Below are 22560 nucleotides of genomic sequence, written 5' to 3' on the forward strand. Positions count from 1 at the left end.
AAAAACAATGAGGCAGGGACTGCCTTTTGAGCCTACCCATATCCATTCCCTCTGTCTGTAAAGACATACGCAGGCAAGGAAGGAGTTCGTAGGAAGCTCGCGACTTGAGTCGTGAGTAGTTCACAGACGACAATATCCAATTTTTATTATTTTGATTTAGGTGACTGCACAAATGGACCCGCCAATACAAAGGCTAGCCTGTACTGCGACAATCGGTGTGCAATTTGGTTTTTGACAAAATAATAAATGCTGAAATTGTGTCCTTGGAAGATTATCGGCCATGCCCGCACTACTGTCGGTATCCATATACTTTCACCCCTGTTGATCGTATTATGAAGCGCTTTCTATTTTCAGTATATCCCTTGCCGGCTTTATTATCAATATATAGACCAGGATTTGGGGCATTAGGTTGAAGTACGCCGGAAATGGGAAAACCGATAAGGAACAGCGGCAAATTCTCCTTGTGGAGATGAATGGAAAAATCAAAATAAACTATATTTGATTTTTGTTGATCAAGGAAGTTTTTTCAAGATGAATCGTATCGGATGGAAATATTATTTGAATTTTTTTTAAAAAAGTGCACAATATAACTAAGGATTATATTATTTTATATTCTAAAATGAGCCCGTATGGCTTGCAGGTTCAGAAAAAATCGTTCGTTTCTGCACAAAGACAGAAAAGGGTGTGGTGGTTTTCAGTATGACAATTACTTTTAGCGAGTTTTTAGACATGATACTATCCAATCCGCCGTTGCTGATCATAGTGGTGTTGACGCTTGGGGTAGTATTGGTGAATGGCTGGACCGATGCTCCAAATGCCATTGCAACGTGCGTGTCCACGCGCTCGATGAAGGCGGAGAATGCTATCATTATGGCAGCTATCTTCAACTTTTTTGGCGTATTCGTCATGACAATGGTCAATGCAACGGTTGCGCAGACGATTGCTAATATGGTGGATTTCGGCGGTAGTTCAAGCGATTCCATTGTCGCTCTGTGTGCTGCGCTCCTTGCGATTGTGATTTGGGCGACGGCGGCATGGTATTTTGGGATTCCGACCAGCGAGAGCCATGCGTTGATTGCCGGCATTTCCGGTGCAGCGATTGCCCTGCAAGGCGGGATTGGTGGTATCAATGGCTCCGAGTGGATCAAAGTCATTTATGGGCTGGTGCTTTCCACAGGGCTTGGGTTTGGTTCAGGTTACCTTATCGTGAAAGCGGTGACATTTGTTTGTAGAAACATGAAACGGCAAAACACGACAACGTTCTTTAAAAATGGGCAGATTGTTGGCGGGGCAGCGATGGCATTTATGCACGGCGCACAAGACGGACAAAAATTCATGGGCATTTTCATGCTAGGCATCTTCTTGAGCCAAGGGAACTCGGATGCAACCCATTTTGTCATTCCTGTCTGGCTGATGGTGCTCTGTTCCGCTGTCATGGCGCTTGGGACTTCGATCGGCGGCTATAAAATCATTAAGACGGTCGGTATGGATATGGTCAAATTGGAAACCTATCAAGGTTTTAGTGCAGATCTGGCCGGTGCCGTCTGCTTGCTGATTGCCTCGCTTCTGGGGTTGCCGGTAAGTACGACCCATACAAAAACGACGGCTATCATGGGTGTGGGTGCAGGCAACCGTCTGTCTTCCGTGAACTGGGCAACTGTAAAAGAAATGGTCTGGGCGTGGGTGTTGACTTTTCCGGGCTGTGGACTCGTTGGTTATGTGATGGCATGGGTTTTCATGAGAATTTTTTAAGAGGGGAACTATATGTTAAAAAAAAAGAAGGATACGCTAAATTATTTTGATGAATTTATCAAGGTTTCAGAATTAACGATCCAGTCGGCGCAGTTTTTAAAGGAAGCCTTAACGGATTATCGCATCGATGAATTGAACGCAAAAGTGGATGAGATGCATGTGATCGAAAATCAAGCCGACCACCAAAAACATGCTTTGATTGCATACCTTTACAGCGACTTTTTGCCACCCATCGGCAGAGAAGATATTGTTGCCTTGGCGAACGGTCTGGACAATACGGTTGATCTGATTGAAGACGTCCTGATCCAGATCGAGATGTATCATCTTGAGAATATCACACCGGAAATGGCGGCGTTCCTGGATTTGGTCGAGAAGTGTGCCCATGATCTCAATCTTGCTTTCAAAGAATTCAAAAACTACAAGAAGTCGAAATTGATCCATGATATCATCATTCGGATCAATGAACATGAAAAAGAGGGCGATAAGCTGTACATCCACGCTGTTCGTGAATTATACAAGGAAACAGATGACGTGGTCGGTATCATTGTCTTAACAAAGATCTACGAAAAATTCGAAAAATGTTGTGACGCTTTTGAAGACATAGCGAATCTTATCGAAGAAGTTGTCTTAAAAAACTCATAAAACAAAGGCTTGGGTCATGGATCAGGAAATGGATTCATGGCTTTTTTTGTCACTCAATAGTGTGAATGACAAAAGGAGCAGTTTGGGGCCGGTTCGATGGGTTTGGTTAACGCTTACAAATTTAAGGTGGTAAAATGGACATAGCGAGGATAATTGCAAAAAAGGTAGTTGACTCAAGTCAATTCCAAAAATGCTGCGGGCAGAAAACGAGTGAATCCAGGGGTAATTGCAAAGAACTTGCGGATAAAGAGGAGGCTTCACCATGAAAAGGGTGCAACAAAAGCGGCGTCTTAAAGGTGCGTTTCTGGCTTTTATGACTTTATTGCTTCTGTCAGTGACCGTAACGGCGGCGAGGGTGCTGGCAGTCGACGATTCTGATGGCGTCCAGGGTATGCAGACTCTGGGTAAGGGCGAAACTATCAACGGAGCCGGATTTTTTGCAGGCAATCGCATTGTAATCGATGGTACTGTCGAGGGGACGACATTTGCTTCCGGCTCGGAAGTACGGATCGACGGAAACATAAATGGAGACCTGTTTGTCGCCGCTCAAAGCATAACGATAAATGGAGCCGTTACAGGCAATATCTATGTGGCAGGACAGAATCTGGAACTGGGCGTCCAAAGCGAAGGGGACGTATTCGCAGCAGGACAGAATATAACAATCAGCAAAGATGCTATCATCGGGCGGGACTTCTTTACCGCTGGCGCCAGCATACTGCAGGAGGGAACGATTAGTCGGGGACTATTTGGCGGCGGATCGGAGATTGTCGTTGACGGTTTGGTTGGCGGGGACGTCAATGTGCAGGCCGATAAGTTGAAACTGCAGAACAATGCGGTGGTCGAGGGTAAACTTTCGTACGCAAGCGCAAACGAGGCCGTCATTGCTACCGGATCGCAAATCAAGGGTCTGACGGATTGGAAAAAAATCGAATCCATGACCGCTAAACAAAACAAAATGGAAGCCAACAGACCTTTCAGAATGGTGATGGGCTTTCTGTGGGGTGTTGCAAGCACATTGCTGATTTGGTTCTTGGTCAAGATATGGAGACCGAATTTTTGGATAAATACGGCCCGGCCGATTGCCGAGCTGCCGCTTAAGACCTTGGGTGTCGGCTTCTTGACGCTTGTCGTGACGCCGCTTTTGATCATTCTGGCGATGATTACCGTCATCGGCATACCATTAGGGATACTGATGGGGGTTGTCTATTGGGTGGCCATGTACCTTTCAAAGATCATTGTCGCAGTGTTCATCGGTCAATGGCTGGCGAAACGCTTCAAATGGCCAGAACTGCACAAAGGTGTCTGGTATGTGCTGTTGGGGCTTGTCATCCTGGCTCTCTTAAACATGATTCCATTTGTGAATTTCATCGTCGGATTGCTGACGGTCGTGGCCGGATTGGGTTCGTTGATTCTTGCCCATTACAAGGCGCCCACTGAAAACGCTCCGGCACCTCCAAATCCTTAAAAATATTCCTTTGAGATTGTAATTTTTCGGAAAATAACTGTAGATAGAAAATCCGGGTAAAGAGAGGTCTGAAATGAAATATTCAGACATCTTTCACCCGGGAAATTTATTTTTCACGATTCAGTCGAACCCGCGAGCAATGCTTGCTTTCATTGCCGCTGTGCTATTCTGGGTTTAAGAGAAGTGGGAATAGGGGTCAGCTGATTTGGAAAAACTGATTTCAATTTACAATTTACAGAATAAGCGAGGTGAGATTACTCATGACTGCGGAAATTGGTGTGTTGAATGCAAATGGTCTGGTTTTGGCCGCCGATTCGGCTTTGACGATGGGGAATATCGAGAACTTTAAAATATTCAATTCCGGTAACAAGATCTTTACGTTAGGATCAAATCACTCCGTTGGCATCATGATCTTTGGCAACATCGATTTTATGGGCATCCCTTGGGAAATCATCGTCAAAGGGTTTAAAAATAAAATTGGCGATAAATCGTTGGATGAGGTCCAGGATTATTGTACGGAATTTTTCAATTATGTGGCAAATATGGATGAAATCTATTCCCCCATTCAGAGTGAAATATTGATATTGGGTTATGCTGAAAGCTTAAAAAGCATATTGGAGAACACGACCTATGAAATGACGTCCGAAAAATTTAATCTGGAAGATTATCAAAATGCCGTTCAGAGTAAAATACCCGGATTATTAAAGGAAAGCGAAAAGCTAAAGAGCATCACTAAGAAAATTACGGTGAAAGCATTCACGGATGCCTACGGTTCTAAGATCGACGTTGTTTTTCAAGAGTTGTTCGACACCATTTTTTTAGGGACGGACATATATAACAAGATTAAGTTGAGTCTGTATAAAATCATAAGGAATTATTTTTATAGCGACAGCTATTTTCCTGAAATCTATACGGGCCTAGTCATAGCCGGTTTTGGGGAGCACGAAATCTTCCCCAGTTTATACCAATTTGACATAGCCGGTGTTGTCGACAGGATCATCAAAAAAAGATTGAATGTGATGTCCGTTGTTTCCAATGAGGACGTAGAGGGGAAATGCTCATCGGCGATTGTCCCTTTTGCGCAACAGGATATGGTCCATCTGCTCATAAACGGGATATCTCCCGATCTCCAAGATGATTTAGCGGAGATTTTAAAAGTCAGTTTCGACACCTTCATAAAGGAAGTGTCGACCAAGCAGCTTGTTAAAAAATCCAAGATTGATGAGATCAATAAAATCAGATCAGATGTTGAAGCATCGATCTTCGATGCCTTCGATGACGTGAAAAAACAGCGCTATACGGAACCTGTATTGATGATCATCGATTCAATGCCAAAAGAAGAACTGGCCACACTGGCAGAAACGCTTGTGAATATGACAGCCTTCAAAAGGAGGATTTCCTTGTCGGTGGAAACGGTCGGCGGGCCGGTTGATGTGCTGTTGATCACAAAAGGTGACGGTCCCGTCTGGGTAAAACGGAAGCATTATTTCGATCCGGATATCAATAGAAAGGATTGAAATCCCACTTGAACAGAAAACCCCAAAATAAAAACGCACTTTTTCGGTACTCCTTTTAAGCAACTAGTCGGTAGGCTTGCTGGTTAGTTTTGCAGGGAACTGCTATTCGAAAGTAATGGCGGAAAGTTGAGGCGGGGGGAGAATGGCGAATGGAAACAACGGATTGAAAAAGGAAATCGGGATTTTTGATGGAATCAGCATTATCGGTGGAATCATGCTGGGCTCGAGTATTTTTTATCTGGGCTCCTATGTATTGATCAGGACGGACATGAATTTTGGATTAGCGATTTTAGCTTGGATAGCCGGTGGCCTTATTTCGCTGTTGTGCGGACTATGCTATGCGGAGCTGGGTGCAAGTGATCCAAGAGCCGGGGGGATTACAGTCTACCTGTCCACTGCATACAGCCCGATCGTCGGTTTTTTGTATGGGTTTAATCTGTTCCTGTTGGCTGGTCCAGGCTCCATCGCTGCGGTGGCATTAGTTTTAGCGTCGGTTATACAACAAATTGTGCCGTTCGGAGATTTTGGAATGAAAAGCGTTGCGGTTTTATCCATCCTAGGACTGAGCATTGTTAATTATCGTGGAGCTGAACTAGGGACGCTTGTTCAAAACCTGTCCATGATCGGGAAGATAATTCCGATCATACTCATCTTGGTGGTCGGTTTGATAAAGGGGGGAAATGTGCCGGATTTGTCCATCCCTTTTGGAACAGCAGGGTATGATCTAGGGAGTATCATCAACATGGTAGCAGTCGCTGTCGTCGTGACACTTTGGGCCTATGAAGGCTGGGCGAATTTGAACAGTTTGGCCGAAGAAATGAAAAATCCCAAACGCACTTTGCCGGCAGCCATCATTATTTCGATTGGGTCGATCACGCTGTTGTATGTACTGTTTAACTATTCCATATTACGCGTGCTTTCTTATGAAGAAATTCACACGATGTTACAAGCGGGGGATTTCTATTTAGGTACAGCGGCGGCAATGAAAACAATGGGGAATTTTGGTGGCCGGCTTGTGTCGCTAACGATGATCGTCGCGCTATTGGGTTCGCTGAACGGCTGCATCTTAGCTTTCCCCAGAAATTATTACGCAATGAGCATGGAAGGCCATTTCTTTGCCAGCTTCAAAAAATTGCATCCCAAATATGCTGTGCCGCATTATGCCATCATGGCACAAGCGGGCATTTCGGTAGTGCTCGTATTCATCCAAGAATTGCCTCAACTGATAGCACTCGTTGTCTTTTCGAGTATGCTGTTCAATATATTGACCACCTTTGCGGTGCTGCGGTACCGCAAAAAGTTTCCGGAGCTGGAAAGGCCGTATAAAGTAAAGGGGTATCCTTTCACTGTTGTCATGATCACGGCTTTATTTGTTGGGCTGACGGTAAATACACTAAGAGAAGATCCCGTTACCTCGCTAATCGGGGTTTGTGTGCCCCTCCTAGGAGTGGGTTTCTATTATTACTTTGATAGAAGAAAAAATTGAAACGATCGGCGCTAACTTTGTACCGAAAAAGACAGAAGAGCAAATGAGGCTGACTACAGCTCATTATTGCCGTTCTGTCTTTTTTATATACCGACTGTTGTCAGGTACGATCTTTAAAGGAAACTATTGCTCTATCGATTCGCTTACTTTTTTGATATAATGAACGAGTGAATCACCTATGCATACTGTTAAAAGGTGAATTTGGCGAAGGATTCGTGGAGATTTAAAAGAGCAGATACACTCGAGTTTTGGTAGTGCATTTCTAAGGTCAGGGCTGAAGCTGTTTTTTTGGAATTACATTCCGGGCTTAATGAAACTGGAAAAATTTATGATTTGAGAGAAGGAATTTTTTATGTCAAAAGAAAAAAGATATTTGACTGTTGATGGAAATACCGCAGCAGCCTACACTTCCTATGCTTTTACGGAAGTCTCAGGTATCTATCCCATTACGCCTTCTTCACCCATGGCGGATGCGGTTGACCATTGGGCACAAGAAGGACGCAACAATATATTCGGGCAAACCGTAAAAGTCACGCAGATGCAATCCGAAGCCGGGGCAGCCGGCACGGTGCACGGGGCTTTGCAGGCGGGAGCTTTGGCTTGTTCCTATACCTCTTCGCAAGGGTTGTTGTTGATGATTCCCGATATGTATAAGATGGCGGGCGAGTTATTGCCGGCGGTTGTCCATGTTGCGGCCCGGGCGGTCGGCAGCCATGCGCTTTCGATTTTCGGCGACCATTCGGACGTGATGGCATGCAGACAAACCGGTTTTGCGATGCTGTCATCAGCCAGTGTCCAAGAGGCAACGGATATGGCTGCAGTGGCGCATTTAGCCGCCATCAAAGGGCGCATACCTTTTATGCATTTCTTCGATGGCTTCCGCACTTCCCATGAAATTCAAAAGATTGAAGTGCAGGACTATGAGGATTATGCAAAATTGCTTGACCGCGATGCCTTGAAAGCTTTCCGGGACCGCAGTTTAAGCCCGAACCACCCGACGATGCGCGGCTCGGCACAGAATCCGGACATCTTTTTCCAAGGACGCGAAGCTTCCAACAGCTACTACAATGCCATCCCGGAAATTGTCGAAAATTACATGCTAGAAATCAATGAGCTCACGGGCCGCGACTACCATTTGTTCAATTATTATGGGGCGCCGGATGCCGACAAAGCGATCATTTGCATGGGTTCCGTCTATGATACGGCTTGTGAAGTAGCGGACTATCTGAACAGCCATGGCGAAAAGGTTGGCGTATTGAACGTCCATCTCTACCGTCCATTCAGCATGGGGCATTTCTTGAAGGCATTGCCTGAAACGGTTAAAAAAATAGCCGTCCTTGACCGCACCAAAGAATGCGGTTCAATCGGAGAGCCTTTGTTCCTGGATGTCGTGGCTGCATTCAATCAAGTGAAGGATCGCCCGAGCATCATCGGGGGACGTTACGGATTGGGCTCAAAAGATACGACACCAAACCAGATCCGTGCCGTCTTCAAAAACTTGGATAAGGAAGAACCGCAGCATCCCTTTACGATCGGCATCAACGATGACGTCACGCACCTGTCGCTGGCGATCGAAGAGAAAATCGATGTCCGTCCAGAGGGTACCTTCGAGGCGCAATTCTGGGGCTTCGGTTCAGACGGAACAGTCGGGGCAAATAAAAACTCGATCAAAATCATCGGCGACCATACCGATTTGCACGTGCAGGCCTATTTCTCCTATGACTCGAAAAAATCGGGCGGGGTGACCATCTCGAATCTGCGTTTCGGTAAAGAAGAGATCCATGAACCCTATTTGATTGAGCAAGCGGATTTCGTTGCCTGTCATAACCAAGCGTACGTCAAAAAGTACGATATGGTGAAGACATTGAAACCCGGCGGCTCGTTCCTGTTGAACACAAACTGGCCCGTCGAAGACTTGGACTCGCGTCTGCCTGCGAAAATGAAACGCTACATCGCGGATAACGACATCAACTTCTATGTCATCGATGCGATCAACGCCGGCAAAGAGATCGGCTTGGGCGGAAGGATCAACACGATTTGCCAAGCGGCCTTCTTCAAGATTCTGCCGATCATCCCCTTGGAAGAAGCCGTTCAGCATATGAAAGACGCTGCCAAAAAATCGTATGGACATAAAGGCGAAAAAATCGTCTTGATGAACGAAAAAGCGATCGAGGCCGGTGTCGAAAGAGTTCAGAAAATCGCAGTTCCGGAAAATTGGAAAGACGCTCAGGATGAACCGCAGCCAATCAAGGATGAGCCTGACTTCGTCAAAAATATCGCTGATATGATGAACCGCATGGAAGGGGATCAATTACCGGTCAGCGCCTTCTTGGATCGCGCCGATGGCACCTTCCCGCAAGGAACAACGCAATTCGAGAAACGTGAAATCGCCGTTCAGATTCCGATCTGGAATCCGGAAGAGTGCATCCAATGCAACCAATGCTCGTTTGTTTGCCCACATGCAGCCATTCGTCCGTTCCTGGTGACGGAAGAAGAGGCCGCAAATGCTCCGGAAGGGATGGGATTTATCGACGGGATGCGTCCGTATAAAGATTCCAAGTATCGTATCCAAGTGTCGGCGGCCGATTGCACAGGCTGCGGTATTTGCGTCTTGACCTGTCCGGCGCGCAAAAAAGCGATCGAAATGCGGAACCGCGAAGATCATTTGGAAGAAAACGAAAACTGGGATTACATGATCCGTTTGCCGCATAAGGAAAATCCTGTAGGAACGAACACGGTGAAAGGCAGCCAGTTCGAACAACCTTTGTTTGAATTCTCCGGTGCTTGTGCCGGATGCGGCGAGACACCTTACATCAAATTAGCGACGCAAGTGGTTGGCGACCGCATGCAGATCGCCAATGCGACGGGCTGCACGTCCATCTATGGCGGATCGGCGCCTTCAGCGCCTTACACAACCAATGACAAGGGCTTTGGGCCTTCATGGGCTAACTCGCTTTTGGAGGATAATGCCGAATTTGGCTTCGGGATGCATCATGCAACCAAGCAACTGCGTGAAAGAACGCTCGGCTTGGCGCTTCAATTATTGAAACAAGAGATCGATGAAGACTTGAGAGTGCCTACGCAGGCTTGGGTCGACGGATTCAACGAAAAACGCGGCGCCCGCAATCTGGCGGCGGCGTTCAGCGAAGCATTGGAGGCTGTGCAAACAGCCGACCAAAACGTACAAAATTTGGTCAGCGATATCCTGCAATACAAAGACTATCTGATGAAACGTTCCACTTGGATGTTCGGTGGCGATGGTTGGGCCTACGATATCGACTTCGGCGGCATCGACCATGTGTTGGCGAGCGGAGAAGATATCAATATCCTTGTGCTCGATACGGAAGTGTATTCGAACACAGGTGGACAAGTATCCAAGTCTTCCAACATCGGTGCGATTGCGGAATTCGCTTCCGGCGGAAAACCGGTCAAGAAGAAAGACCTGGGCATGATGATGATGAATTACGGCTATGTCTATGTAGCGCAAATAGCGATGGGGGCAAACCCTCGCCATACCTTGAAGGTCCTTTCCGAGGCGGAAGCTTATGATGGTCCGTCCATCGTCATCGCCTATTCACCGTGCATCAATCATGGCATCAAGTGCGGCCTGACGGTTTCACAGAGTCATGAAAAGGATGCAGTGGATGTCGGCTATTGGCATTTGTATCGCTTCAATCCGGAAGACAAAGCAAAAGGCAAAAATCCGTTTACACTGGATTCAAAAGAGCCACAATTTGAACGATTCCAGGATTTCCTGATGGAAGAAGTCCGGTATTCTTCGCTCTATAATCTCTACGATGCAGAGCATGTTCAGAACATTTTTGACCATGGCTTGGAATCCGCCAAAGACCGTTACCAATCATACGTACGGATGGCTTCCTACACAGATTAATATAAGAAAAGCGAGACAAGCCCGCTCTGCTTCGATTAAGGAAACACAGTGACCTTGACGGTCAAGTACTCTGATGTCACAGTGCGACATCAGAGGGCCTCACTGCGAGACATTTTGGATAGTCTGATAACAGGATTAAGCGATTGAAATCGCAAGAGTCATGACAATTTAGGAAATTTGGAAGGGGGCAACGCTCCTTACAGTCGCCTTGTACGGGTAGTCTAAAGAATGAATTCTTAAGACTACCATGCAAATGAGCATCGTAGAGCGCAATTGCTGAGAGACTTCTAAATTCAGTGGAATCAACGTGACCGTACCGGTCAGTTGTATCATGTTTCTAAGTCATCAGAGATGACAAGAACCATGACAAGTCGAACAGTATGTCTTGGCTCGCAGAGACAAGAGGACCCTTCATCTCCCTTCCTTGAGGCAGGCTTGGATCGCTAGACATCAATTAATAGAAAGAGCTCCTGGCGGAAGGAATTTCGCTGGGATTTTTTTTGAGCGAGCAGACTGTTTCAGGGTGCAAAATATATTTCAACGGGGTTGCCCTTGCTTATTCGAATTATCCATGATACAATGACTTTAGCATTTTGTTAGTGAAAGAAAAGAATTGTTTAAAAGCTATTCCAATCCGTAACGTTAGCAAGAATGTAAGATATGTGCGAAACGCACGAGGAGGAATTTTATTATGGAACAAGGTACAGTAAAATGGTTTAACGCAGACAAAGGTTTTGGATTTATCGAACGCGAAAGCGGAGACGATGTATTCGTACATTTCTCAGCTATCCAATCTGAAGGATTCAAATCTTTAGAAGAAGGCCAAGCAGTAACTTTCAGCGTTGAAGAAGGTAACCGTGGACCTCAAGCTACAAACGTTAACAAAGCTTAATTTAAACAACTAAATTTAAACTTATAAGGACTTAACTTTCGGGTTGGGTTCTTTTTTCTTTCGTTCAGGGAACGGCATGCCTCACAGGGGCCAGTTTCAAAGGGAAGATGAAGCAGTTAGCTCAACATATATACAGAAGGGAAGAAAAAAATATGTACCCACCAGTCATTTTGGCAAGCCAGTCCCCCAGGAGAAAAGAACTGCTGTCCTTATGTGTGAAGGATTTTACTGTTCAAGTATCCGAGATCGACGAGAAGGAAGTTGAACGAAGAATTCTTGCCGAAGCGGGGCAGGAAGATTTCTTCGAAACGGCAAGAAAGCTGGTGGAAACACTTGCACGGGAAAAGGCTGCTGTCATCCACCGGTTGCAGACAAAAGCGATGGTAATCGGTGCGGACACCGTCGTCATTTTGGATAATCGCGTATTAGGCAAGCCAATGGATGCAGATGAAGCCTATGATATGCTGCGCTCCTTGGCCGGAAGGACACATTCCGTGCTTACCGGCGTAAGTATCCAGTGGGGCGAACTGGAGGAAACCTTTGCTGTCGAGACCAAAGTTCATTTTTTTGATTGGGATGCACAGATGGATGCGGAAGTGAGGGCCTACATCGCAAGCGGCAGCCCGCTGGACAAAGCCGGTGCATACGGTATCCAAGAGGAAGCCGGGCTTTGGGTCGAGCGGATAGAAGGGGATTACAATAATATCGTGGGTCTCCCGATCGCTTCCGTCAACAAGGCGATGCAGCGAATGCTTTCTGCAGAGGACTAAAACTGTTTCGGAGGGTCCGCATTCGGGAAAGGTAACTTATCAAAGAGACTCACCAGTTTCTCAACCAAGAAAGCCAGGAATCACGCTTTTACGCGATTCCTGGCTTTCTTGGTTATTTGTGGATTGTTAAATGGAAATGCAGTAACATATAGATGTAAGCGTTGTCTTGATGAAGTTCAATAGCTTGGATAAGCCGATCGAACCGGATGTTTGTGCATTGGAAAAAGGAGGGGCACGATGAAAGAGGCCATGTTATACCAAAAATTGGCTGACGGAAAAGTGAAGTGCGGCGTTTGCCCGCACCGGTGCACGATTGCGGATGGGAAGAGGGGCATTTGCGGTGTGCGGGAAAATCGTCAAGGCATACTGTATGCTTTAAATTATGGGAAAGCGGTGGCTGTGGCCATCGAACCAATCGAAAAAAAGCCGCTTTTTCACTTTCTGCCGAGAACGCAAATCTATTCCTTCGCCACTGTCGGCTGTAATTTGAGATGCCTCTGGTGCCAGAACTGGGATATTTCGCAAAATCCGAAACCGCAACGACCGATCATCGGCGAAGATATCACGCCGGAAGAACATGTGAAAAGGGCTCTCGCAGCCGGGGTGCCTTCGATTGCCTATACGTATACGGAACCCATCATTTTTGTGGAGTATGCCCTCGATACGATGAAGTTGGCCAGGGGAAAGGGGTTGAAAAATGTTTGGAAGACGGCGGGCTATATGACAAGGGAGACATTGGAAGCCATCACGCCCTATTTAGATGCCGCCAACGTTGATTTAAAGGGGCCGGATGACGCGTTTTACGTGAAGTATTGCGGCGGCGAAGTCCAGCCCGTCATGGAGACCATAAAATATCTCTACAAAGCGGGCGTGCATATCGAAGTCACGACCCTGGTCATACCGGGTGTCAATGACAGTCCCGAACAGTTGGAAAAGATGGCCCATTTCATCGCCGATGAAGTAGGCAAAGATGTCCCGTGGCACGTAAACCGATTTTTCCCGGGATGGAAAATGATGGATGCTCCGATAACGTCCATGGATTCGTTGAAGTTGGCGGAAGAGATCGGGAAAAAGGCCGGATTGCGGTATGTGCACATCGGCAACGTCTAGGAGGGGGTAAGGCAATGTTAACTTTTGGTGTCGTCAGTCCGCATCCGCCCCTGATCATTCCTGAAATAGGCGGCAAGGACATTGAAAAAGTGAGAAAGACAACGGCAGCTTTGGAAGCAACAGCAAAAAAATTGACAGCTACAAAACCGGAACGCATCGTGATCATTTCGCCGCACCCGGAATATGGCTACGAAGTGCCGCTCTATTATCTCGGAAAAGAGTTGTCCCCTGCTATCGAAGTAGAAAAGATCCTGGTCACAAATCCTTCCTATGAATACTACTATGAGCTGGGGAAAAAGTACGGCAAAGAAATCGAAAAAACAGATCAACGGACAGCCGTCATAGCTTCGGGAGATCTGTCGCATGTATTAAAAACGGATGGGCCCTACGGCTATCATCCAGCGGGACCGATGCTGGATAAACTGATCGTCAAGGCGGTACGCGAAAGGGATGCGGAGAGCTTGTTGCATCTCGATCCTTCTTTCCTGGAGAATGGCGCGGAATGCGGCTTACGGTCCATCCTGTTTTTGTTCGGCGTGTTTGAAGGCAGAGACTATGCGACAGAGGTGTTGTCCTATGAAGGACCTTTCGGTGTCGGCTATATGGTAGCCACTTTCGCTTTGCGGCAATGATCAGGTGGCGGTTAGGGGGAAAATGGAATGGGAAAATATTTTTTTACTTCTGAATCGGTTATGGAAGGTCATCCGGATAAAATCTGTGATCAAGTAGCGGACGGCATTTTGGATGCCATCTTGACAAAAGACCCTTTAAGCCGTGTGGCCTGCGACGTTTCTGCCAGCACGGGCTTGATCATGATTTATGGACAAATCACCACTTCCTGCGCAATCGACATCCCTGTAATCGCCAGAAAGATCATCCGGGAAATCGGCTATACGGATACCGCGTTCGGCATGGATGGGGGATCCTGTTCGGTCCTTACGGCAATCGACAAGCAGTCCCCGGACATTGCCGGGGGTGTGGACGCCTCGTTGGAATACAAGCAGGGATCAGGAGATGAAATGGATCGGCTTGGCGCCGGCGATCAGGGGATTCTGTTCGGGTATGCCTGCAACGAGACGCCGGAGCTGATGCCGCTGCCGATCACTTTGGCGCATAAGTTGGCAAAAAAAATGGCGGAGTTGCGCAAATCAGGGGCCATCCCTTATTTGCGGCCGGACGGGAAAACGCAGGTGACGGTGGAATATTTCGGCGATCGGCCCGTCCGCATCGAAGCGGTCGTCGTCGCCTGTCAGCATGACGAATCGGCGACCCATGAGCAGATCAGGCGCGATGTGATCGAAAAGGCCATTAAAACGGTCCTTCCGGAAGGAATGCTGGATGAGCGGACAAAATACTATGTAAATGCAACCGGAAGATTTGTCGTAGGTGGACCGGCCGGGGATTCGGGCTGGACCGGCAAAAAAATCATCGTCGATACCTACGGCGGATACGCCAGACATGGCGGCGGCTCCTTCTCGGGGAAGGACCCGACCAAGGTCGATCGTTCCGCTACCTATGCCGCCAGATATGTCGCCAAAAATATCGTGGCGGCCGGTTTGGCGGATAAGTGCGAAGTGCAGCTTGCCTATGTCATCGGTATGTCCCACCCGGTATCCATCATGGTCGACACGTTCGGAACCGGCAAGATGGACGATCAGGAAATAGAAGGTCTGATAGCGAGGAACTTCGATCTGCGGCCGTCAGCAATCATAAGGGATTTTGATTTGAGGAGACCGATTTATCAGCAGGTCGCCTGCTATGGCCATTTCGGAAGGCCGGATCTGGACCTACCTTGGGAAAGGACCGACAAAGCGGAGGCTTTAAAGATGCGTTGATATCTGGATGAGTGCGGAAGTTTCTGAGGAGGTGCAGGCATGAGTAGTAAACCGAATGACGGAATGGATAGGAAGGCGTTGCTCAGGTTGGTTTTGACCCGATTTTTTAATGGGATTGTCGTAATCGGGGCCGTTCTGTTTCTGACGGCCGGTACGCTGGGATATTGGAACGGCTGGCTATTTCTGGTTGCGCTGGTCATCCCGATGTCCGGGACATTGTATTATCTGTTGAAGGAGGACCCCGAGTTGCTCGCTAAACGGATGAGGCTGAAGGAGCCGCAAAAGAAGCAGCGTACAATCGTGAAGGTGGCATCGTTGTTCATGATGATAGCGATAATCATGCCGGGCATAGATTATCGCTATCACTGGTCGGATGTCCCTTTTTGGTTGATCATGGCAAGCTTGCTCTTATTTGAAGTTTCCTATGCGATGGTTATTGTAGTGATGGCGCAGAACAGTTACGCTTCCCGGGTTGTCGAGATCCAGGAAGGGCAAAAATTGATCGATACCGGGCTCTATTCGATTGTGAGGCATCCAATGTACCTGGGATCGATCCTCTTGTATCTGGCCATACCTTTGTTGCTTGGATCCTATTATGCATTGATCCCGATGGCTGTGGCTTGCGCCGAAATAATCGCAAGGATCAAGAACGAGGAAGAAGTGCTGAAGGCTGGACTTGCCGGATACAAGGAGTACACAGAAAAAGTGAAATACCGGTTGATCCCCTATGTGTGGTGATCAGGACGTGGTTGCTAAGAATATTTTTATCTGAAGAAAAGGATAATCTCTGGAAAAAGAATCCGCTCCCCTAATCCTGTTGTCCGGAAGCGGATTTATAATTTTCTAGTTGTTAAGGGTTGCATATTTGGTTTACCCATGATACAATAAGTTTAACATTTTGTTAGTGAGTGAAAGAAAAGAATTGTTTAAGAGACATTCCAATCCGTAACGTTAGCAATAATGTATGATATGTGCGAAACGCACGAGGAGGAATTTAATTATGGAAAAAGGTACAGTTAAATGGTTTAATGCAGAAAAAGGTTTTGGTTTCATCGAACGCGAAAACGGAGACGATGTATTCGTACATTTCTCAGCTATCCAATCTGAAGGTTTCAAATCTTTAGAAGAAGGACAAGCAGTAACTTTCGACGTTGAAGAAGGTAACCGTGGACCTCAAGCATCAAACGTTCAAAAAGCTTAATTTTAAAAACTAAATTTAAACTTATAAAGGACTTAACTTTCGGGTTAGGTCCTTTTTTTGTCCTACCGCAAGAATGCGTCTGGTATAATAAATAAAAGCCAATATGATAGAGGAAAAGGAAAAAACGATGAAAGAAAAAAATGCGTATCCATCTTTGCTGCAACGATTGCAGGTTTATGCCGAAACGGACATGATTCCGATGCACATGCCTGGCCATAAGAGAAACACGGAACTGCTCGGAGATAGTCTGCCGTACAAGCTGGACATTACGGAGATTGAGGGCTTCGACAATCTGCATGGCGCCGCGGGGATACTGAAAGAATATATGAACAGCTTTGCCGCTTTTTATGGAACAAAGCAGACCTTCTTCCTCGTCAATGGGAGCACCTGCGGGATTCTTGCCGGGATTCGCGCAGCGACAAAGCCGAGGGATAAGATCCTGGTGTCGCGGAATTGCCACAAAGCGGTTTACAACGCCGTCGAACTGATGGATCTGGAACCAATCTATTTATTGCCCGAACTTGAGGAGGATTTCAAACTCTATGGTGGCATCGACCCGGATTTGGTCAAAAAAAGGCTGGATGAGAATCCGGATATCAAGCTGGTCGTTTTGACTTCGCCTACCTATGAGGGTGTGGTCAGCGACATTCGATCCATCGCGGCGCTTTGCCATGCGAGCAACATCCCTTTGCTGGTGGATGAGGCGCATGGCGCGCATTTCAACTATTCTGAAGCATTCCCTGAGAGCGCGGTCACGCTCGGGGCGGATATCGTCATCCAGAGTCTGCATAAAACCTTGCCTTCGCTGACGGCGACCGCACTGGCCCATGTCTGTGGGGAACTTGTGAGCGAGCAGGAGATGGCGCGGCAACTCGCCATCTTTGAAACGAGTTCGCCGTCCTACATCCTGATGGCGTCCATCGAGCAATGCATCCGCCTGATGACGGAGCGGACGGACGAGCTTTTCGGACAATACATGCGCCACCTTGCCGCATTTTCGGAAAAGATGAAGGCATTGAAAAAGCTGAGGATCCTTTGCCACGGCAACGATGACAAAGCGAAACACAAAAGCTTCCACGATTTTGATTCCGGGAAAATCGTGATTTCCACAAAAGGGACCAGCATCACCGGCAATGAGCTGATGGGAATGCTTCGGGAAAAACACCACATCGAATTGGAGATGGCATACAGCGGCTATGCCCTCGCAATCACGAGTGTCTGCGACACGGAGGATTCCTTTTGCGCCTTGGCGGAGGGCCTTTTGGAAATCGATCAAACACTCGAAGAGTCTGCCGAGAATACGGGCGCTTTGCTGCCGGGAATTCCGGAACGCATCCTTTCCATCCAAGCAGCGTTCCAATCGGAGAAAGCGGTTTGCTCGCTTCATGAATCGATTGGAAGGATTGCCGCGGAATATGCCTGGGCCTATCCGCCAGGGATCCCTATCGTCACGCCGGGAGAACGAATATCCGAGGAAATCATCACGGCCATTGCGGGACTTCATCTGCAGGGGATACGCGTAAACAGCGACTCCGGCTGTCTTCCGGGTGGGCTGCTCGTTGTGACGGAAACGGCCCAACTTTCGCCAAAAATATAGCCAAAAACACGGTGAATTGCCGCCGTCAGTATAGATTGACGGAATGGCTGTTTATTGCTAAAATGTTAGTAAGAAGCAAATCATTTGACAATTTACTTCTAATATGTAAGTGAAGGAGTTGTTTGTTTTGAAAAGAATCGTTACATTGAACACGCGTAACCTGAAAGAAAGCGCAAAAACCGGCGGCTGTGGAGCATGCCAAACATCATGCCAATCAGCTTGTAAAACTTCTTGTGGGATTGCCAATCAATCTTGCGAAAACAAAAACAAGTAATAAACTGAAAAAAGTAAAAAGACCGCCCAATTGCTTTATCGTTGGGCGGCCCTTTTATGGATAAAAGGAGATCGATTAGTAAATGATCCATCAATATAAATTAAAAGGGTATAACATTGTAATGGATACTTATAGCGGTGCTGTACATGTCGTCGATGACTTGGCTTTTGACATCATTGCCCTCTATGAACAAATTCCGACCGAAGAAATTGTGGCGCAGATGCTGGAAGCCTATGCGAACGATCCGGAAATCAATGAAGCAGAGATCCGCGAAACAATCGCGGACGTGGAAGAATTGAAAAACAGCGGAGAACTCTTCACGGAGGACGCCTACAAGGAGCTTTCCATCGATTTGACGAAGCGCCAGACCTACATCAAGGCGCTCTGCCTCAACGTGGCGCACACGTGCAACCTTTCCTGCGAATACTGTTTCGCAAGCCAAGGGAAATACAAAGGCGACCGTGCCATCATGAAATTCGAAGTCGGAAAGAGAGCGATTGACTTTTTGATCGAAAGCTCGGGTTACCACCGCAATCTCGATGTCGACTTTTTCGGGGGAGAACCGCTGATGGACTGGCGCGTCATCAAAAAAGTCGTTGCTTATGCCAGAAGTCTGGAAGAAGAAACCAATAAAAAATTCCGTTTCACGCTTACGACGAACGGGATGCTGTTGAACGACGAAGTCACCGAATTCTGCAACAAAGAAATGTACAACGTCGTTTTGAGCCTGGATGGCCGCAAAGAAGTGCATGACCATCTCCGCAAAACGGTGGCCGGAATAGGCAGCTACGATCACATTGTGCCGAAGTTCCAAGATTTCGTCGATAAACGCGGTGACAAGGAATATTATATGCGCGGGACCTACACGCATAACAATGTCGATTTCACCAACGATATCTTCCACATGGCGGACATCGGCTTCGACAAGCTTTCAATGGAACCCGTTATCTGCGATCCGAGCGAGCCGTATGCGCTCACTGAGGAGGATCTTCCCGAAATCTACAGACAATACGAAATCCTTGCCGATGAAATGCTCAAACGGGATGAAGAGGGCAACGGCTTTACTTTCTACCATTATATGCTGGATCTTTCAGAAGGACCATGTGTGCAAAAACGGATTTCCGGTTGCGGATCAGGAACGGAGTATATCGCCGTTACACCGTGGGGCGAAATCTTCCCCTGTCATCAATTCGTCGGGGATGAAGAATTCAGCTTGGGTAACATCTGGGACGGCATCACACAGAAGGATGTTCAATGCCAATTCAAGCAGAGCAACTGCTACTCCAAACCGGAGTGTGAAAATTGCTGGGCTAAAATGTATTGCAGCGGCGGCTGCCCGGCCAACTCGCTTCACGCTACGGGTTCCATCAACGGAACGTATGGATTCAGTTGTGATATCTTCAAGAAAAGAATAGAATGCTCCATGATGGTGAAGGTAGCCCAATCCATCAGAGAAATGGAAGCAGAAGAACAAGCTGTGACCGAATAGAATCCAATAAGCAGCATCGAACCCTAACACGGATTTGATGCTGCTTTTTTGCAATCAGCTCGAATGAGGGAAGCATCCTTATCTTTGGATGGTGTTGTCGGTTTTAAAAAATTGCAGGAAGGACCTTGCTAACGATTAAAATGAAAGCATTTTTTTTGAGAAAAGGTTACAATGTAAGCAAGTACATTTTTTGAAAGAAGGGGAAATATGAGGAGAAAAGATTTATCTGCATTCTTATTGGCATCATCTGCCATGCTACTTGTTGCTTGTCAAAATCCGGGGACAGATTCAGCCAACAGTTCCAGTGCGGTGCAGGAATCGTCCGTAAGCGGATCATCCGTAAGCAAAGCGCCCGCCAGCGAGGCTGCGGTAAGCAGCAAAGCGGTTGCTTCAGTCGTTCAGAGTGGGACAGCATCTTCCCAAGCCAGCAAGGATGCCGTCAAACCATCAGAAAGTACGGCCTCTGAAGCGGCAGTTTCAGTTCAAACAGCACCTGTAACAGATGAGGCTGCTTTGGTTGAGCGGGCTAAACAAAAGATTACGGAATTGACCGGTTATGTGGAAAATGAAAACTATCTGTTCATCGTTGAGGCGATCGAAGGAGATACAGTTGCCATAAATGTGCGTGAGAACGGCAAAGATGTCGCAAGTTCCCTGGGTTTCTATCGATACAATGATGCGACCGCCAGCCTTCAGGAAATGGACGTCGTAACAGGGGCATATGTCGATTTCCCGGCGCAATAACAGATGAAGTTCACCTGTGAAGTTAGGGTCAAATAATTTAGTTGAAGGGTGGAAAGCGAATATGACTGAGTTGGTAAAGTTGGGAAGAACGGGATTGTCGGTTTATCCGATCGGGCTGGGCGCGAATAAAATTGCGGAAGCTGATCCGGAAACGAACACAGAATATGGCGGCGATGTGCTGCTGGGCGCGATCGAAAAGGGCTTGAATTTTGTGGATACGGCGTTCCTATACGGACAGGGCACTTCCGAAACGATCATCGGCAAGACCTTGAAAGAACACAGCTTGAGGGATAAAGTCGTCATTGCCACAAAAGGGGCGCATCAGTTGACGGATAAGGGGATCGTTCTCAATAATTCGCCAGGCTTTTTACAAGAACAGGTCGAGAACAGCCTGCGCCGTTTGCAGACGGATTATATCGATCTCTACTATATCCATTTTCCGGATGAGAAAACACCAAAGGCGGAGGCTGTCGGCGCTTTGCAAAGACTGAAAGAGCAAGGGAAGATCCGGGCAATCGGCGTTTCGAATTTCAGTTTGGAGCAACTGAAGGAAGGGAATGCGGATGGATACATCGATGTCGTCCAAGATGAATTCAACTTGTTGAATCAATCGGCTGAAAACAAATTTTTCCCCTACTTCAGGGAGCAGGGCATTTCCTTTATCCCTTATTTCCCGTTCGCTTCAGGCTTACTGGCGGGACACTACAATGAGAATAGCACGTTGACGGAGAAGCAGTCGGCACGTCCGCAATTCCAGGGCGATACCTACAAGGACATCTTGAAACGGGTCGACCAAATCCGTCCGTTAGCGGAAAAACACCAAACAGGCCTGCAAAATATCGTTTTGGCTTATTATCTAAGCAAGGACGTCATTGACGCCGTTATCCCTGGTGCGCGGAACCGCAAGCAAGTGCTGGAGAATCTGGAGGCAGGAAAAATCCGCCTGGAAGAAGAGGACATCCAACTGATCAACAAAGCATTTCCTTCATCGTTCTAATTAAAAAAATAGCATGAACAACAAGGCGGGCACTATCAAAATGTGCCCGCTTTTTTCAATATATTGAATAAAAATAGTGTTTTTTTTGAACTCGGATGATGAGGTGAAAGGATTTAATAACATTTTTATTATAAAATAATGAAAAAATGGTTTGACAATCATTAGGAGCAAGCATAGAATAACATCATATTCTAACAAATAGAAGGGGAGCGAGTGAAATTAGAGCAAGCAAAACAATGTGCCATCATACGAAACATTATGCTATGAACTCTCTTTTATTCGATTCTTTAGGAGTTAGGTGAGAACCCTCGTGACTTTAGTCGTGAGATGGATCGCCGTTCGGGATTAGGGGTGCCACTGGCACCTCATAGTCCGACTTATGACTTTCTGACTTTCATTATTAACCTTGATTTAATAGAGCTTAAATAATAACGTATGATTTGAAAAGGCGAACGTATTTTCGTATAATATTCTTGTGATGTGATAGCTTTAGCAGAAGTCAAACAGGGTCGAGGGTATATCTATTCCTTGCAGTTCCATTTGGTTTGGTGTGTAAAGTACAGGCGTAAAGTTCTAGTAAATCAAGTAGAGCAATCACTCAAACAAATCGTGCGAGACATCTGTGCTGCACAAGAGATTAAAGTGGAAGAAATGGAAACGGATAAAGACCATATCCACCTTCTCATTTCAATGAAACCGCAACACTATATACCATCGGTAGTTACAACGCTCAAAGGTCAATCAGCAAGACGACTGTTCAAACAGCACCCCGAAATAAAGCAATACTTTTGGGGTGGACACATGTGGAATCCTAGCTATTTCATTGCGACACTCAGCGAAAATACTGAGGAACAGGTACGGGAATACATCCAGAGCCAACGACAAAAATGACAGGAG

At 46.8% G+C, this 22560-nt stretch carries 19 protein-coding genes; all 19 read left to right on the forward strand.

The window, feature by feature from the left end:
* The first annotated feature begins 699 nt into the window (after nucleotides 1–699).
* The 19 genes from BM101_RS08370 to tnpA all read left to right on the forward strand — a co-directional run bounded on the left by BM101_RS08370 (nucleotide 700) and on the right by tnpA (nucleotide 22554).
* Nucleotides 700–1752: an inorganic phosphate transporter gene (locus BM101_RS08370; protein WP_087033434.1), complete on the forward strand. Its 1053-nt coding sequence runs from the start codon at nucleotides 700–702 to the stop codon at nucleotides 1750–1752.
* A 12-nt stretch (nucleotides 1753–1764) separates the two neighbouring features.
* Nucleotides 1765–2394, forward strand: coding sequence for a DUF47 domain-containing protein (locus BM101_RS08375; RefSeq protein WP_087033435.1), 630 nt, complete (start codon nucleotides 1765–1767; stop codon nucleotides 2392–2394).
* A gap of 262 nt (nucleotides 2395–2656) precedes the next feature.
* Nucleotides 2657–3859, forward strand: a complete 1203-nt coding sequence (locus tag BM101_RS08380; RefSeq protein ID WP_087033436.1) for a polymer-forming cytoskeletal protein — start codon at nucleotides 2657–2659, stop codon at nucleotides 3857–3859.
* A 260-nt stretch (nucleotides 3860–4119) separates the two neighbouring features.
* Nucleotides 4120–5376 carry a hypothetical protein gene (locus tag BM101_RS08385; protein WP_087033437.1) on the forward strand — a complete coding sequence of 419 codons (1257 nt, stop codon included), beginning with the start codon at nucleotides 4120–4122 and terminating at the stop codon, nucleotides 5374–5376.
* Between the two features lie 142 nt (nucleotides 5377–5518).
* Nucleotides 5519–6862, forward strand: coding sequence for an APC family permease (locus tag BM101_RS08390; protein ID WP_087033438.1), 1344 nt, complete (start codon nucleotides 5519–5521; stop codon nucleotides 6860–6862).
* A gap of 352 nt (nucleotides 6863–7214) precedes the next feature.
* Nucleotides 7215–10754 carry a pyruvate:ferredoxin (flavodoxin) oxidoreductase gene (gene nifJ / locus BM101_RS08395; RefSeq protein WP_087033439.1) on the forward strand — a complete coding sequence of 1180 codons (3540 nt, stop codon included), beginning with the start codon at nucleotides 7215–7217 and terminating at the stop codon, nucleotides 10752–10754.
* A gap of 691 nt (nucleotides 10755–11445) precedes the next feature.
* On the forward strand, nucleotides 11446–11646 hold the full coding sequence (locus BM101_RS08400) for a cold-shock protein (protein WP_068561097.1): 201 nt from the start codon (nucleotides 11446–11448) through the stop codon (nucleotides 11644–11646).
* Between the two features lie 152 nt (nucleotides 11647–11798).
* Nucleotides 11799–12416: a Maf family protein gene (locus BM101_RS08405; protein WP_087033440.1), complete on the forward strand. Its 618-nt coding sequence runs from the start codon at nucleotides 11799–11801 to the stop codon at nucleotides 12414–12416.
* 237 nt (nucleotides 12417–12653) lie between these two features.
* Nucleotides 12654–13526, forward strand: a complete 873-nt coding sequence (gene amrS, locus BM101_RS08410) for an AmmeMemoRadiSam system radical SAM enzyme (protein WP_087033441.1) — start codon at nucleotides 12654–12656, stop codon at nucleotides 13524–13526.
* 14 nt (nucleotides 13527–13540) lie between these two features.
* A complete protein-coding gene (locus tag BM101_RS08415; RefSeq protein WP_177194450.1) occupies nucleotides 13541–14158 on the forward strand; it encodes a class III extradiol dioxygenase subunit B-like domain-containing protein in 618 nt (205 codons plus the stop codon).
* A 27-nt stretch (nucleotides 14159–14185) separates the two neighbouring features.
* Nucleotides 14186–15361: a methionine adenosyltransferase gene (gene metK / locus BM101_RS08420; protein WP_087033443.1), complete on the forward strand. Its 1176-nt coding sequence runs from the start codon at nucleotides 14186–14188 to the stop codon at nucleotides 15359–15361.
* Between the two features lie 39 nt (nucleotides 15362–15400).
* A complete protein-coding gene (locus BM101_RS08425) occupies nucleotides 15401–16099 on the forward strand; it encodes a methyltransferase family protein (RefSeq protein ID WP_087033444.1) in 699 nt (232 codons plus the stop codon).
* A gap of 262 nt (nucleotides 16100–16361) precedes the next feature.
* Entirely contained in the window at nucleotides 16362–16562 is a 201-nt protein-coding gene (locus BM101_RS08430) for a cold-shock protein (protein WP_087033445.1), read from the forward strand.
* Between the two features lie 127 nt (nucleotides 16563–16689).
* Nucleotides 16690–18159: an aminotransferase class I/II-fold pyridoxal phosphate-dependent enzyme gene (locus BM101_RS08435; RefSeq protein WP_179193095.1), complete on the forward strand. Its 1470-nt coding sequence runs from the start codon at nucleotides 16690–16692 to the stop codon at nucleotides 18157–18159.
* A gap of 109 nt (nucleotides 18160–18268) precedes the next feature.
* Nucleotides 18269–18433 carry a six-cysteine ranthipeptide SCIFF gene (gene scfA / locus BM101_RS08440; RefSeq protein WP_245825769.1) on the forward strand — a complete coding sequence of 55 codons (165 nt, stop codon included), beginning with the start codon at nucleotides 18269–18271 and terminating at the stop codon, nucleotides 18431–18433.
* Nucleotides 18434–18515: 82 nt separating this feature from the next.
* Nucleotides 18516–19922 carry a thioether cross-link-forming SCIFF peptide maturase gene (scfB, locus tag BM101_RS08445; RefSeq protein WP_087033448.1) on the forward strand — a complete coding sequence of 469 codons (1407 nt, stop codon included), beginning with the start codon at nucleotides 18516–18518 and terminating at the stop codon, nucleotides 19920–19922.
* 207 nt (nucleotides 19923–20129) lie between these two features.
* Nucleotides 20130–20666 (forward strand): hypothetical protein, encoded by a 537-nt coding sequence (locus BM101_RS08450; protein WP_087033449.1) that lies wholly within the window; start codon nucleotides 20130–20132, stop codon nucleotides 20664–20666.
* A gap of 61 nt (nucleotides 20667–20727) precedes the next feature.
* Nucleotides 20728–21663, forward strand: coding sequence for an aldo/keto reductase (locus BM101_RS08455; protein ID WP_087033450.1), 936 nt, complete (start codon nucleotides 20728–20730; stop codon nucleotides 21661–21663).
* Nucleotides 21664–22143: 480 nt separating this feature from the next.
* Entirely contained in the window at nucleotides 22144–22554 is a 411-nt protein-coding gene (gene tnpA, locus BM101_RS08460; RefSeq protein ID WP_409373500.1) for an IS200/IS605 family transposase, read from the forward strand.
* Nucleotides 22555–22560 lie beyond the last annotated feature (6 nt).

This window comes from Trichococcus palustris (assembly GCF_900114465.1).
In the GTDB taxonomy this organism is placed as follows: Bacteria; Bacillota; Bacilli; order Lactobacillales; family Aerococcaceae; genus Trichococcus; species Trichococcus palustris.

Bases quoted from the DNA above. Each gene is read 5' to 3' on its own strand.
- BM101_RS08370 (WP_087033434.1), top strand. From the start codon at position 700: ATGACAATTACTTTTAGCGAGTTTTTAGACATGATACTATCCAATCCG.
- BM101_RS08375 (WP_087033435.1), top strand. From the start codon at position 1,765: ATGTTAAAAAAAAAGAAGGATACGCTAAATTATTTTGATGAATTTATC.
- BM101_RS08380 (WP_087033436.1), top strand. From the start codon at position 2,657: ATGAAAAGGGTGCAACAAAAGCGGCGTCTTAAAGGTGCGTTTCTGGCT.
- BM101_RS08385 (WP_087033437.1), top strand. From the start codon at position 4,120: ATGACTGCGGAAATTGGTGTGTTGAATGCAAATGGTCTGGTTTTGGCC.
- BM101_RS08390 (WP_087033438.1), top strand. From the start codon at position 5,519: ATGGCGAATGGAAACAACGGATTGAAAAAGGAAATCGGGATTTTTGAT.
- nifJ (WP_087033439.1), top strand. From the start codon at position 7,215: ATGTCAAAAGAAAAAAGATATTTGACTGTTGATGGAAATACCGCAGCA.
- BM101_RS08400 (WP_068561097.1), top strand. From the start codon at position 11,446: ATGGAACAAGGTACAGTAAAATGGTTTAACGCAGACAAAGGTTTTGGA.
- BM101_RS08405 (WP_087033440.1), top strand. From the start codon at position 11,799: ATGTACCCACCAGTCATTTTGGCAAGCCAGTCCCCCAGGAGAAAAGAA.
- amrS (WP_087033441.1), top strand. From the start codon at position 12,654: ATGAAAGAGGCCATGTTATACCAAAAATTGGCTGACGGAAAAGTGAAG.
- BM101_RS08415 (WP_177194450.1), top strand. From the start codon at position 13,541: ATGTTAACTTTTGGTGTCGTCAGTCCGCATCCGCCCCTGATCATTCCT.
- metK (WP_087033443.1), top strand. From the start codon at position 14,186: ATGGGAAAATATTTTTTTACTTCTGAATCGGTTATGGAAGGTCATCCG.
- BM101_RS08425 (WP_087033444.1), top strand. From the start codon at position 15,401: ATGAGTAGTAAACCGAATGACGGAATGGATAGGAAGGCGTTGCTCAGG.
- BM101_RS08430 (WP_087033445.1), top strand. From the start codon at position 16,362: ATGGAAAAAGGTACAGTTAAATGGTTTAATGCAGAAAAAGGTTTTGGT.
- BM101_RS08435 (WP_179193095.1), top strand. From the start codon at position 16,690: ATGAAAGAAAAAAATGCGTATCCATCTTTGCTGCAACGATTGCAGGTT.
- scfB (WP_087033448.1), top strand. From the start codon at position 18,516: ATGATCCATCAATATAAATTAAAAGGGTATAACATTGTAATGGATACT.
- BM101_RS08450 (WP_087033449.1), top strand. From the start codon at position 20,130: ATGAGGAGAAAAGATTTATCTGCATTCTTATTGGCATCATCTGCCATG.
- BM101_RS08455 (WP_087033450.1), top strand. From the start codon at position 20,728: ATGACTGAGTTGGTAAAGTTGGGAAGAACGGGATTGTCGGTTTATCCG.